At 37.9% G+C, this 12685-nt stretch carries 14 protein-coding genes; 4 read left to right on the top strand and 10 right to left on the bottom strand.

Annotated elements, in window-relative coordinates; all coding sequences use genetic code 11:
• Together E6H07_16165 and E6H07_16170 are read left to right on the top strand one after the other, a co-directional pair.
• Positions 1 to 1344 (top strand): Gfo/Idh/MocA family oxidoreductase, encoded by a 1344-nt coding sequence (locus E6H07_16165; protein TMI62936.1) that lies wholly within the window; start codon positions 1 to 3, stop codon positions 1342 to 1344.
• A gap of 6 nt (positions 1345 to 1350) precedes the next feature.
• Positions 1351 to 1977, top strand: a complete 627-nt coding sequence (locus E6H07_16170) for an NUDIX domain-containing protein (protein TMI62937.1) — start codon at positions 1351 to 1353, stop codon at positions 1975 to 1977.
• Here E6H07_16170 and E6H07_16175 read toward each other — a convergent pair.
• The 10 genes from E6H07_16175 to E6H07_16220 all read right to left on the bottom strand — a co-directional run bounded on the left by E6H07_16175 (position 1954) and on the right by E6H07_16220 (position 11214).
• Complete coding sequence (locus tag E6H07_16175; GenBank protein TMI62938.1) at positions 1954 to 2403, bottom strand: hotdog fold thioesterase; 450 nt, start codon at positions 2401 to 2403, stop codon at positions 1954 to 1956. The genes E6H07_16170 and E6H07_16175 overlap by 24 nt on opposite strands.
• An 11-nt stretch (positions 2404 to 2414) precedes the next feature.
• Positions 2415 to 2885, bottom strand: a complete 471-nt coding sequence (gene coaD, locus E6H07_16180; protein TMI62939.1) for a pantetheine-phosphate adenylyltransferase — start codon at positions 2883 to 2885, stop codon at positions 2415 to 2417.
• Positions 2886 to 2933: 48 nt separating this feature from the next.
• Positions 2934 to 3869 (bottom strand): aspartate carbamoyltransferase catalytic subunit, encoded by a 936-nt coding sequence (locus E6H07_16185; protein TMI62940.1) that lies wholly within the window; start codon positions 3867 to 3869, stop codon positions 2934 to 2936.
• Between the two features lie 64 nt (positions 3870 to 3933).
• The gene (locus tag E6H07_16190) at positions 3934 to 4653 is read right to left on the bottom strand and encodes a hypothetical protein (GenBank protein ID TMI62941.1); all 720 of its coding nucleotides are present in this window, start codon (positions 4651 to 4653) and stop codon (positions 3934 to 3936) included.
• Between the two features lie 22 nt (positions 4654 to 4675).
• Positions 4676 to 5200, bottom strand: a complete 525-nt coding sequence (gene pyrR, locus E6H07_16195; GenBank protein ID TMI62942.1) for a bifunctional pyr operon transcriptional regulator/uracil phosphoribosyltransferase PyrR — start codon at positions 5198 to 5200, stop codon at positions 4676 to 4678.
• Between the two features lie 173 nt (positions 5201 to 5373).
• Positions 5374 to 5976 carry a PorT family protein gene (locus E6H07_16200; GenBank protein TMI62943.1) on the bottom strand — a complete coding sequence of 201 codons (603 nt, stop codon included), beginning with the start codon at positions 5974 to 5976 and terminating at the stop codon, positions 5374 to 5376.
• Positions 5977 to 6131: 155 nt separating this feature from the next.
• A complete protein-coding gene (pruA, locus tag E6H07_16205; GenBank protein TMI62944.1) occupies positions 6132 to 7763 on the bottom strand; it encodes an L-glutamate gamma-semialdehyde dehydrogenase in 1632 nt (543 codons plus the stop codon).
• Positions 7764 to 7823: 60 nt separating this feature from the next.
• Positions 7824 to 8916, bottom strand: a protein-coding gene (locus tag E6H07_16210; protein TMI62945.1) for a peptide chain release factor 2 whose coding sequence is annotated in 2 segments (ribosomal slippage) — positions 7824 to 8855 and positions 8857 to 8916 — 1092 coding nt in all. Because the reading frame shifts where the segments join, the coding sequence is not laid out codon by codon here.
• A 42-nt stretch (positions 8917 to 8958) separates the two neighbouring features.
• The gene (locus E6H07_16215; GenBank protein ID TMI62946.1) at positions 8959 to 10239 is read right to left on the bottom strand and encodes a DEAD/DEAH box helicase; all 1281 of its coding nucleotides are present in this window, start codon (positions 10237 to 10239) and stop codon (positions 8959 to 8961) included.
• A 228-nt stretch (positions 10240 to 10467) separates the two neighbouring features.
• Positions 10468 to 11214: an acyl-CoA desaturase gene (locus E6H07_16220; GenBank protein ID TMI62947.1), complete on the bottom strand. Its 747-nt coding sequence runs from the start codon at positions 11212 to 11214 to the stop codon at positions 10468 to 10470.
• Between the two features lie 216 nt (positions 11215 to 11430).
• Between E6H07_16220 and E6H07_16225 the strand changes: the two genes are divergently transcribed.
• Together E6H07_16225 and E6H07_16230 are read left to right on the top strand one after the other, a co-directional pair.
• Entirely contained in the window at positions 11431 to 11697 is a 267-nt protein-coding gene (locus E6H07_16225; GenBank protein TMI62948.1) for a hypothetical protein, read from the top strand.
• Positions 11698 to 11852: 155 nt separating this feature from the next.
• Complete coding sequence (locus tag E6H07_16230) at positions 11853 to 12680, top strand: dienelactone hydrolase family protein (GenBank protein ID TMI62949.1); 828 nt, start codon at positions 11853 to 11855, stop codon at positions 12678 to 12680.
• Positions 12681 to 12685 lie beyond the last annotated feature (5 nt).

Raw genomic sequence — 12685 nt, forward strand, 5'->3', positions numbered from 1 at the left:
ATGAATAATGAAATTAACAACTCAAAAAGTCGCAGAGAATTTGTAAAACAAAGTTCATTGATAGCAGGCGGATTGATCGCTGCTCCACTCCTTTCTAAAGCTAATTATTTTTCCGGTGCTGCCGGTGAAATAAAAATTGCATTGATCGGTTGCGGAGGACGTGGCACCGGCGCTGCAATGCAGGCTTTGCTTACAAAACAAAATGTAAAACTCGTTGCAATGGCTGATGCTTTCCGCGATAGGCTGGATGGTTGTTATAAGACATTAACCGCAGAGGATCTTAGTGATGCCGGAGGAGGAAAAGGAAATGTAAAAGCAAAAATTGATGTGCCTGAAGAAAGAAAGTACACCGGCTTTGATGCTTATGCAAAAGCAATTGCTCATGCTGATGTGGTAATACTGACAACACCTCCTGGTTTCCGCCCAATACATTTTGAAGAAGCTATAAAGCAGGGCAAGCATGTATTCATGGAAAAACCAGTGGCAACAGACCCGGCTGGTATAAAAAAAGTATTAGATGCAGCAGAAATTGCAAAACAGAAAAAACTAAATGTAGTTGTGGGCTTACAACGTCATTACCAGAATTCGTATCGTGAATTATATAAACGCAAAGACAAGATCGGCGATATTACTTCAGCGCAGGCATGGTGGAATAATGATGGCGTATGGGTAAATCCCCGCAAACCAGAGCAAACTGAAATGGAATACCAGATGCGTAACTGGTATTATTTTGTCTGGCTTTGCGGTGATCATATTGCAGAACAGCATATCCACAATATTGATGTCATCAACTGGTTCAAAGGTAGCTATCCTGTAAAAGCACAGGGTATGGGGGGAAGACAGGTAAGAAAAGGAAAAGAGCATGGCGAGATATTCGATCATCATTATGTTGAGTTCACTTATGCTGATGGTTCAATATTGAATAGCCAGTGTAGACATATACCCGGAACCATGAGTAAAGTGGATGAACTATTGATCGGAACAAAAGGAACTATTAAATGTGGTGCTGCAAATATTACAAGCAGAAGTGGTAAAATAATTTATCAGTTTGATAAAAAAACTGACAACAATCCTTACCAAACTGAGCATGATGAATTGTTTGCCACTATTGAAAGAGGCGATTACAAATTTGCGGATGCGGGCAATGGTGCAAAGAGCACAATGACATCCATCCTTGGAAGGATGGCAACGTATAGCGGCCAGGTGATAGATTGGGAAAAAGCTATTAATAGCGGAATTGATATTATGCCGAAGAAATTTGGCTGGAATGAAATGCCGCTTGTCCTACCGGGTGACGATGGGTTCTATCCTATCCCGGTTCCGGGCAAGGTGAAATATTTTTAATACGATATGTTCATTAAAATATTTTTCGACGACAAGCCGCTTTATCTCTGCGATGAGATAACCACGTATATCAATGAATATGTTCATCATGATGATGCCATCTTTATTGATGAACTGAATTCACATACAATAAAATCGATGATACATGAAATGCAGGTGGCTAAAGTGCATGCGGGTGTTTTCTATCATAAAGATTTTGATGAATTGAAAAAAGCTTTTTTTAAAAAATTTACATTCATACAAGCGGCTGGCGGATTGGTGACAAATGAAGATGGTGATGTGCTCCTGATCTTCAGAAGAGGAAAATGGGATCTGCCGAAGGGCAAATTAGACAAAGGAGAAAAACTGGATGAATGTGCTGTGCGGGAAGTTGAAGAAGAAACAGGTTTAAAAAAACCAAAGATCGAAAAAATTTTATCTGCTACCTATCATACTTATCATGAAGGCGCAAGATATATCCTGAAAGAAAGTAACTGGTATAAGATGAAAATAATCGGCGAACAAAATTTAGTGCCGCAAACCAACGAAGGCATTGAAGAAATAAAATGGGTGAGGCCGGATAAATTAAAAACTTATTATAGCAACACCTATCCGAATGTTGTTGAAATATTACAATCCTGGTCTGATAAATGATTCTTTCTTTGGCACTACAGCTACTGTAAGCCGGCTGATGCAGATCAATTTATTCAACTCATCATAGATCTTTATATCCCATACATGAGTATTTGCGCCAAGATGTAAAGGAGTTGCAATACCTGTTACATAACCTTCTCTTGCACTGCGTACATGATTGGCATTAATGTCAAGTCCTACACAAGCATATTTCGTGTGATCAACCACCATTGCTGCTGCAAGGCTTCCTACGGTTTCTGCAAGCACACAACTTGCACCGCCATGCAATAAACCATAAGGTTGCAGTGTCCTATGATCAACCGGCATTTTAGCCTTCAAAAAATCTTTCCCTATTTCTGTAAACTCAATGCCGATATGCTCAGCCATTGTTTTTATCTCAAAAGGCCTGAGTTTCTCGATCGTTATTTCTTTATCAAACCAGATCATAGTCTTTTAAATTATTTTTTTAAAGAATTATAAACTAACTCAGGTAAAAAGTGACTTGCATCACCATTATTCCTGATAATATCTCTCACAATTGTAGATGCCACCGAAGTGTACTTCGGTTCACCCGTTAAAAATATTGTTTCAATTGATTTATCCAACTGTCTATTAGCATCGGCAATTGTTTTTTCATACTCAAAATCGCTTACGTAGCGGATGCCGCGTAATATAAACTGTGCACCGATCTTTTTACAGAAATCAACCGTCAGCCCCTGATAGATCGCCCCTTCTACCCTTTCCTCATCTTTATACAAATCATTGATCCATGTCATTCTTTGTTCAGGAGTAAACATTGGCGCCTTTGCTGTATTCAACCCGATACCCACGATGATCTTATCAAATAAGGGAATAGCCCGGTTAATAATATCTACATGCCCGAGTGTTACAGGGTCAAAGGTGCCAGGAAAAAGACAAATACGATACATAGAATGATTATTAGCGATGACAAGCTAATAATTATTGATTAATAATTATTAATTATTCAGAGGATTTCTTCCTGAAAGCAGGTACAATACAGCCATTCTCACCGCTACACCATTTTCTACTTGTTGGAGGATGATAGATTGTTTGCTATCTGCCACATCGCTATCTAGTTCTACACCGCGGTTTATCGGGCCAGGATGCATTACAGTTATTTCTTTACTCAAACTGTCTAGCAGATTTCTCTTGATGCCATAAGCAAGATTGTATTCCCGTAGCGAAGAAAATAAAACCTGGTTCTGTCTTTCTAATTGTATACGTAATACATTGGCTACATCACACCATTCAAGTGTCTCCTTCAGATTATAACTTACTTCTACTCCAAATGCGTCCGCAAGATATTTCGGAATTAATGTGGGCGGACCACATACAGTAACCCTTGCTCCCATTTTTGTAAGCAGGTAAATATTACTCATCGCTACACGACTGTGCATGATATCTCCGATGATTGCCACTTTTAGTCCTTCCAATTTGCCGAACTTTTCTTTCATTGAAAATGCATCAAGTAATCCTTGCGTAGGATGTTCATTGATCCCATCACCGGCATTTATGATAGCTGCAGGAATATGTTTAGCCAGGAAATGCGGGGCGCCGCTTGCACTATGCCGCATCACTACCATATCCACTTTCATGGAAAGAATATTATTCACAGTGTCCAGTAATGTTTCACCTTTTGCTGCCGAAGAACCAGAAACTGCGAAATTGATCGTATCAGCACTTAATCTTTTTTCAGCTAGTTCAAAAGAGAACCGTGTACGTGTCGAATTTTCGTAAAAAAGATTGACGATCGTTACATCACGAAGCGATGGGACTTTTTTTACGGGTCGCTGTAAAACTTCTTTGAATTGTTCGGCTGTAGAAAGAATTAATGAAATATCGCCGGGTGTAAGGTCTTTAATGCCGAGCAGATTTCGAGTGGATAGTTGCATTAAAGGGCGAAGTTAACCGCTTTGGGCACAATATGCAAAAAGAATTTAAGCGGAGAAATCGCAGCTAAAATGCTTTCTTTTCTTTTAAGACCGGGTAGAGTTGTCCGCTTATCTCGATGTAACTATTTTGCAGCAGGTACCTGATCATTGTTGTGTGCAATGGAGGGTTTTGGTCACGGTTGCGGGCAAGCTTTAATTCTGCCGTAGTAAGCGGCTCTACGGCACCCGTATAAGTTATGTATTCATTTACCCAGGCATAATTGCCGGTGTAATTTTTGTTTAGAGTTGCATTTGTTTTTCCGGGTTCATATATTTCAACAGTGATATCGATTGTGCAAGAAATGGTTTTCTTTATATGTGTGATATCCGCCTGGTAGGTTTCAGATTGTACTTTATGCTCCTGTGCGGCCAGATCAAACACTGTTTTTGATTTTTCCCTGCTAGCTAATCGGGTATTTTGTTCTCTTTTCTCATCCCCTATTTTCAAATTAAAGAATGTAACCTTCAATTGATAAGCTGCCGGGTTATTTACGAATGCAGAATCGAGGAATTCAAAATGCTTCTTGCTTTTTTCTTCCTTTTTTTTGAAATCGTTTTTTAGCAATTCAAGAAAATAGTTATCCTTTTGAATCTCTCCGGTTGTATTATCGGGAAAGATGAACTGAACAGCTATAAAGACCGTATCAACAGATAAACGAGAAACAGGATGATTAGGTAATAGAGTATTGAAAGCAGAATTAGAAAACAATAACACCATTAAGAAATATGTCATTGTTTTTTTCATGTTACGGTTTTATGCAACAAAATTATTCAAGAAAAATCACTTCATCTTTTCCATCTTTTGATTTCCATAGCACTTTTACTTTTTGGGTAACGATGGAATCAATGGATTTACCGGCATAATCTGCTTGGATAGGGAGTTGGCGGCTGAATCTTCTGTCAATTAATACGCAAAGTTCTACTTTTTCGGGCCGACCAAAATCAAGTAATGCGTCCAACGCAGCTCTAATCGTTCTTCCCGTGTACAACACATCATCTATCAGCACCACATTTTTATTTTCGATTGAAAAAGGGATATCGGTCCGGTTAGCATTATGCAATTCCTTGCGGATATCATCACGGTAAAATGTAATGTCGAGTTTACCGTATAAAATTTCACCTCCAGGTATTTCTTTTTTTATTTCTTCCACTATCCGATCAGATAAAAAAATACCGCGGGGCTGTAACCCGATCAATACTGTGTTTTCAAGATTGACATGATTCTCGAGAAGCTGGTGTGCCAGTCTTTTAATTGTAATTGCCAGTTGTTGTTCGGATAAAATAGATTTCAATTCAAAAATTTCACTAAAAGTAAGCAAGGAACGGAAAACTCCATCATATCAACAAAACAAATTTTAATACAGAGTTTTGACGCTTCAACCTTTAAATACTAATTCACATAAAAAGAAAGCTGCTTCATAACAAAGCAGCTTTCTTTTTATGGTCTTTCTAAAAGATAAATGTATCAATGTGAAAATTGATAAAACGCTCCTATTTGCCACACTCTGTTCCTTGATTCAGGAATAGAATTATTTTCGTTAATGTTAGTAATACCAAGATTATACCTGGCATCAAATCCCACTCCTATTTTTGTAAGATAGCTGGCACCAAAGGACCAGGCAAAACCTACCGTATTCACATTATCTTTTACGTCAACTTCCGTATCGCCTATTTCATTTTTAGCTGAAACTAAAAAGCCAACCTGTGGGCCAGTTTGCAAGCGAAATCCATCATTTATCATATACTGGACCAATACAGGAACGTTAATATAATCTCGTTTAAGCTTCACTCCTGTAGCTTCTGCTCCTTCCGTTGAATATACAATTTCAGGTTGCACGGCAAAATGATCAGATAGATGAATATGTGCTAAACCTCCGATATGAAAACCTGTTCTTGAATCGTATTCGTTATTATCATCCTCACCCTCAACATGGATGTTTGCAATATTAACCCCTGCTTTTATTCCAAGCTGTACATGAGTAGTTTGATTTTTAGCCTGAGTGTTTTGAGCATTTATAAAATAATTCATCAATAAACACGCAGCCGCCATTAAAATGTTTTTTTTCATAATACATGATTTTAGTTATCCAATTCACAATTCTTGACAAACAAATGGATAGTTAAAACCATGCCAGCAAGGTTTTTATAACAGGTTAAAACGAAGAGATTTTAAAGCAGAGTAATGAAAAATATAAAAAAATTCCTGTTGTTTAGACTTCCTTTTTATTGTTCAGACATAAAAGGGTAACGATAATCAATTGGTGGATTAAATGTTTCTTTAATTGTTCTTGCACTTAACCAGCGATAAAGATTTAAAATACTTCCTGCTTTATCATTTGTACCACTAGCTCTTGCACCTCCGAATGGCTGCTGACCTACTACTGCACCCGTTGGTTTATCATTGATATAAAAATTACCGGCAGCGTTTCTGAGTTTTGTTGTTGCAAGTTCAATTGCATTTCTATCAGTTGAAATAACAGCACCGGTCAATGCATAAGGTGAAGTGTTATCCAAGAGTTCCAATGTTTTTTCAAAACTGTTTGCAGGATAAATATAAACGGTAAGTACTGGCCCAAATATTTCTTCACACATTGTTACGTACTTAGGATCTTTAGCTTGTATTATAGTTGGTTGAACAAACCAGCCTTGCTTACTATCACATTTTCCGCCAACCCATATCTCCGCCTTCGGATCTTTTTTAGCGTTATCAATATATTGTTTGATACTATTGAAACTTTTTTCATCGATAACAGCATTAATAAAATTGGAAAAATCTTCCGGGTTTCCCATTTTAAAACTCTTTACACCTGCTATTAATTTCGCTTTTACTTCTTCTGCAATATTAGAAGAAATATAGGCTCTCGATGCAGCTGAGCATTTTTGCCCCTGGTACTCGAATGCGCCACGAAGCAATGCTGTAGCTACTACATCCGGGTCAGCAGATTTATGTGCAATCACAAAATCTTTACCACCCGTTTCACCAACAATGCGTGGATAAGATTTATACATCGGCAAATTTTCACCAATCGTTTTCCACATATAATTAAATACACCTGTAGAGCCTGTAAAATGCACTCCTGCAAATGCCGGGTGACTGAAACAAACTTTTCCCAATGTAGGGCCATCAACATAAATTAAATTGATAACACCATCCGGCAAACCAGCTTCTTTTAAAATACGCATAAACATTTGTGCAGAATATATCTGTGTATGTGCCACTTTCCATACAACAGTATTACCACACATAGCTGCTGATGTTGGCAGGTTACCACCAATTGCCGTAAAGTTGAAAGGAGTGATTGCTAAAACAAATCCTTCAAGCGGACGATACTCCATCCTGTTATGCATACCGGTACTGCTAATGGGTTGTTGCTTATAAATTTCACTTAAGAAATGAACATTAAAACGTAAAAAGTCGATCAGTTCACATGCAGCATCAATCTCCGCCTGGTAAGCATTTTTACTTTGTCCAAGCATCGTTGTTCCATTCATGTACGGACGATATTTTGTTGCAATAAGATCAGCTGTTTTTAAAAATATTCCTGCACGGCTTTCCCAACTCATATTAGCCCATTCTTCTTTTGCTTCCAGCGCTGCATCAATTGCCAATCGTATATGTTTTTCGTCACCCTCAGAATAAGTTCCTAAAGTATGAGATGTTTCATGCGGAGGACGCATCGTCCCTTTTTTATTTGTCCGTACTTCCTTACTGCCGATATACATCGGTACATCTATTTGCTGACCTTTTAATTCAGCTAAAACTTCTTTTAATCTTTTTCTTTCAGAAGAACCCGAAGCATAACTTAATACAGGTTCATTCACTGGCATGGGATATGAAAATGTTCCAATACTCATAACATGAAATTTATTATGATAAAATAATTCTATTTAAAAATGAAAGACTCCGAAATATTATTACGCTTCACTTTCTTTTTCACTCATCAAATATGCTTTTATAAATCCATCGAGTTCACCGTCCATCACCGGTTGCACATTGCCCACCTCAAAATTGGTACGATGATCTTTTATCATTTTATAAGGGTGAAAAACATATGAACGGATCTGTGATCCCCATTCGATTTTTTTCTTAGTAGAATTTGTGGCATCTTTTATAGCCTGGCGTTTGCGTAGTTCTTCTTCATACAAACGACTCTTCAGCATTTGCATAGCCAATTCCCTGTTACCTAACTGACTTCTGTCCTGCTGGCAAACAACAACGATTCCTGTAGGGATATGGGTTAACTGAACTTTTGTTTCTACTTTATTTACGTTTTGCCCACCTGCACCACCACTTCTTGATGTTTCCATTTTTACATCAGCAGGTTTTATTTCAATATTGATCGTATCATCAACCAACGGGTATACAAATACAGAAACAAAAGAAGTATGTCTTCTTGCATTACTATCAAAAGGTGAAATACGAACTAAACGGTGAACGCCGCTTTCTGCTTTTAAAAATCCATATGCAAAAGGGCCATCAAATTGGTAAGTACATGTTTTTATTCCGGCGCCATCGCCCCATTGCCAATCGAGTTCTGTTACTTTCCATCCTTGCTTTTCGCCATACATGCGGTACATACGTGCAAGCATTTCTGCCCAGTCCTGGCTTTCTGTTCCACCGGCACCGGAATTTATCTGCAATACAGCAGGCAATTCATCTTCGGGTTCATTTAATGTGGCTTTGAATTCTGCGTCATCAAGCATCGTCAATGCTTTGTCGTAAGCTGCCTTTGTTTCTTCTTCGGTAGCATCGCCAGCTTTCCAGAAATCAAATAATACAGCAAAATCTTCTACGGCTGATTCTGTTTCTTCAAACAAATTCACCCAGTATTCATTCACCTTGATTTCTTTCATGGTAGCAGTTGCACGGGTATTATCATCCCAAAAACCCGGACTCAGAGAAAGCTGCTTATCGTTTTCGATTTTAGATTGTCGGTTAGCGACGTCAAAGAAACCTCCTTATCCCGTCAATGCGGGACCGCATATCCTGTAATTTTTCGATTGTCATGGCGCAAAATTAAGGGAGTTTGAGCTCCCTGATTTATACAATTTATCTTCCTTGTGTAAAAGATCTTCTTGATTTTCTTCCACCACCGTATGCACGGAAATTACCTCCCGATGATTGTGGAGCTGCCGAAACAGGTATATTATGCATTAGCTTATTATCAAACGCATGACCTTCTGTTACAGGAATAGCTTTCTTAATCAACTTTTCAATATCGGTAAGAAACATTTTTTCACTCCAGTCGCAAAAAGAAATGGCAACACCACTAGCGCCTGCCCTACCCGTTCTTCCGATACGATGTACATAGGTTTCGGGGATATTTGGCAATTCATAATTTAATACGTGGGTCAGTTCATCAATATCAATTCCTCGGGCAGCAATATCTGTTGCTACCAACACACGGGTCTTCCTGTTTTTAAAATTAGTTAACGCCGATTGTCGTGCACCTTGAGATTTATTTCCATGAATTGCTTCTGTACGGATACCAGCATGATTCAGGCTGCGTGCCAGTTTATCTGCAGCATATTTCATTTGGGTAAATACAAGCACTGTTTCAATCTTTTCATCCTTCAGCAACTGAATAAGCAGTGATTGCTTGTTTTGTTTCTCAACAAAATAAACTGATTGCTGAATCATATCCACTGTAGTTGCAGGAGGTGTTACTTCTACTTTTACAGGATTAGTCAACAACATGCCAGAAAGATTTTTTATTTCTGATGGCATGGTAGCGCTAAAAAATAATGTTTGTCTTTTTGCCGGAAGTTTTTCAATAATGCGCCTTACATCATGTATAAAACCCATATCAAGCATACGATCTGCTTCATCCAATACAAAGTATTGAATATCGTTTAATGAAAGCACCCGCTGCTGCATCAGGTCTAGCAAACGACCGGGTGTAGCAACGATGATATCAATTCCACCGCGAATCGCTTGTACCTGGCTATATTGCGGAACACCGCCAAAAATAACCTTATGCTTAAAAGGAAGATAGCGACCGTAAGCTTCAATGCTTTCACCAATTTGAATTGCGAGTTCACGGGTTGGTGTAAGAATTAAAGTTTGAATACGGCGATGATGTCTCCGATCGGATGATTGCTGATTCTTTGTTTGTTCATGCTCCAGTTGTTTTTGCTGAAACATTAATTGCAATACAGGAATAGTGAATGCAGCCGTTTTACCGGTGCCTGTTTGTGCACAGCCCAACAAATCTCTTTTTTGCAGAATGGCGGGAATAGCTTGTGACTGAATCGGTGTGGGGTTGGTGTACCCTTCTTTGCCTAGGGCCTGTAATACAGGCTCTATTAGCTGTAAATCTTTAAATGACACGAAAAATATTTTAATGAATAAATGTGATAAGGCTATCAAAAAAGAATTGATACTTATCCGCCTTACGTTAAAACATCACAATATTTGGGAAGGATTATACAACACAAACAGAGAGAGCTGTAACATTAAGAACAGCAAAGATAGCATTTACTGGCCGTATTTGCTAATTAAATATAATCTGCCGATTGTATAAAACAAGAATAACGAAACAATGACTAAATGATCATCCTAGTCATGACTGAGTGGCTGCTTGTTAATTTTTACTATTCGCAGCTTGTGAAAGAAAAGTATAATGTAGTAAACAGGATCTATTTCAAACCATTTTCTTCCCATATTTGGTGATGCAGGATATTTATGATGATTATTATGATAAGCTTCGCCAAGCATAATAAAATCAAAAGGCCATAAATTCTTTGATGTGTTTTTCATCTCATAATTTACGGAGCCATATTTATGTGCCACCCAGTTGATAAAAACAGCCGCAATAGGTACAGTAAGAATATGAAAAGGAATTAAAAACCACCACCATGCAGATGGCGCAAACAGAATATAAAGTACAGTATAGATAAGCATCCACATTACTCTTGACATCCATGAATGTGCCCAGTTATCCAACCTGGCCCAATCAGGAAGGTTTTTAAGGAACCTATCTTCAGGTGTGATCTTCCCTTTGAACAATGCAGTAGAATAAGCCCTGGTATTCCACATCAGGGTAAAAACATTTTTATCATACAATGGTGAATGCGGATCTTTCTCCGTATCAGTATAAGCATGATGCATTCTGTGCAGGATGGCAAAGTTCCGTGGACTCACATAAGCAGAGCCTTGCGCCAGGTAGGCGAACATATAAAAAAATCGTTCCCATGGTTTAGTCATACTAAATACAGCATGAGAAGCATATCTGTGTTGTAAAAAAGTAAGGGTAAAAAGAGATAGATACCAGTGGCATAAAACGAAGACCAGAATAAAAAGCATTAAGGAGAATTGAGATAAGAAACTACGATGTTGGCCTGAAAGGTAGCCAAACTTCCCCTACTTACCATATTTAATATCCCGGTTCACTGTTAAAAGGTTTTCGAATCTGTTCAGATGTTATATAAATGTCATAACTTATAGTGTTGATAAATTTTATTTCTGCAAAATTCATCTTAGCATAAGAATTGCTCATAAATTAAAAACTCTGTAAAAGCTATGTATATCCAATTTATTAAAAACATCCAGTTCACCAAAGTGCTGAAAGTACACCTGCGGTTGAGAGAATTCAATTTTTTGAAACATAACGCAGAACCTTCTCCTTACTTTAGTGTAGATACAGTTGATGACCGTGGCAATCGTATTACATTCAGCATGTTCGACGTTGATGGCAAATGGAGAATTAAAGAATTACCAGGTTTACCTGACTGGATTTATGATGCAGAGAACCAGTTCCACAATGCCATACTTGAAGAAAATCAATAGGTTTTACAAACCTGTCTTTCCGATTTCATATTGCTGACAATTTGTGTAATGACAGTCTTCATTATATAGAGGAGTCTTTTTGTTTTCAAAAGATGGCTGTACTTGAAAATATTTTTTGAACTTTAAACTCCTTTCTAAAATTTAAAAAATCTAATATGAGATCAACTTCTATAGCCTTGGTTTGCATTGTTTTGCCATTTTTATTTCTTACTGCCTGCAATAATGAAACAAAACAAACTGCGGAAACAAAACCATTAAAATTAAAAGAAGAAGCTATCACGTATAAAGTAGACAGTCTCAACATGAACAGTTTTCTTGTTTATGATGAGAACAAAGAAAGAAAACGTCCCGCAGTATTGGTAGTACACGAATGGTGGGGATTAAACGATTATGTAAAAAGTCGTGCAAAACAACTGGCGGAACTCGGTTATGTTGCTTTGGCAGTTGATATGTATGGCAATGGACAAATGGGAACAGATGTACAAACAGCCAATGCACTTGCTATGCCATTTTATCAAAATCCTCAGATGGCGAAATCTCATTTTGATGCAGCATTGAATAAGCTAAAAGAAAATCCGAATGTTGATACTTCAAGAATTGCAGCCATTGGTTATTGCTTTGGTGGCGCGATAGTTTTAGGCGTTGCCAAAATGGGTGATGATCTAAAAGGAGTAGTAAGCTTTCATGGCAATTTATTTGGCGCACCTCCTGATAAAAATTTATTGAAAGCAGAAATACTTGTTTGTCACGGAGGTGCTGATTCTTTTGTAAAGCAGCCTGAGGTTGATCAGTTTAAAAAAGAAATGGATTCAATCGGTGCTAAATACACTTTAAAAGTATATGACGGCGCCACTCATGCATTTACTAACCCACAGGCAACTGAATGGGGCCAGAAATTCAAACTGCCTCTTGCTTATAATGCTGCTGCTGATACCGCTTCATGGAATGAGATGAAAAATTTCTTTGACCGCATTTTTAAATAATTGAA

Source organism: Bacteroidota bacterium (genome assembly GCA_005882315.1).
Taxonomy (GTDB): Bacteria; Bacteroidota; Bacteroidia; order Chitinophagales; family Chitinophagaceae; genus VBAR01.

Bases quoted from the DNA above. Each gene is read 5' to 3' on its own strand.
- E6H07_16165 (TMI62936.1), top strand. From the start codon at position 1: ATGAATAATGAAATTAACAACTCAAAAAGTCGCAGAGAATTTGTAAAA.
- E6H07_16170 (TMI62937.1), top strand. From the start codon at position 1,351: ATGTTCATTAAAATATTTTTCGACGACAAGCCGCTTTATCTCTGCGAT.
- E6H07_16175 (TMI62938.1), bottom strand. From the start codon at position 2,403: ATGATCTGGTTTGATAAAGAAATAACGATCGAGAAACTCAGGCCTTTT.
- coaD (TMI62939.1), bottom strand. From the start codon at position 2,885: ATGTATCGTATTTGTCTTTTTCCTGGCACCTTTGACCCTGTAACACTC.
- E6H07_16185 (TMI62940.1), bottom strand. From the start codon at position 3,869: ATGCAACTATCCACTCGAAATCTGCTCGGCATTAAAGACCTTACACCC.
- E6H07_16190 (TMI62941.1), bottom strand. From the start codon at position 4,653: ATGAAAAAAACAATGACATATTTCTTAATGGTGTTATTGTTTTCTAAT.
- E6H07_16200 (TMI62943.1), bottom strand. From the start codon at position 5,976: ATGAAAAAAAACATTTTAATGGCGGCTGCGTGTTTATTGATGAATTAT.
- pruA (TMI62944.1), bottom strand. From the start codon at position 7,763: ATGAGTATTGGAACATTTTCATATCCCATGCCAGTGAATGAACCTGTA.
- E6H07_16220 (TMI62947.1), bottom strand. From the start codon at position 11,214: ATGCTTTTTATTCTGGTCTTCGTTTTATGCCACTGGTATCTATCTCTT.
- E6H07_16225 (TMI62948.1), top strand. From the start codon at position 11,431: ATGTATATCCAATTTATTAAAAACATCCAGTTCACCAAAGTGCTGAAA.
- E6H07_16230 (TMI62949.1), top strand. From the start codon at position 11,853: ATGAGATCAACTTCTATAGCCTTGGTTTGCATTGTTTTGCCATTTTTA.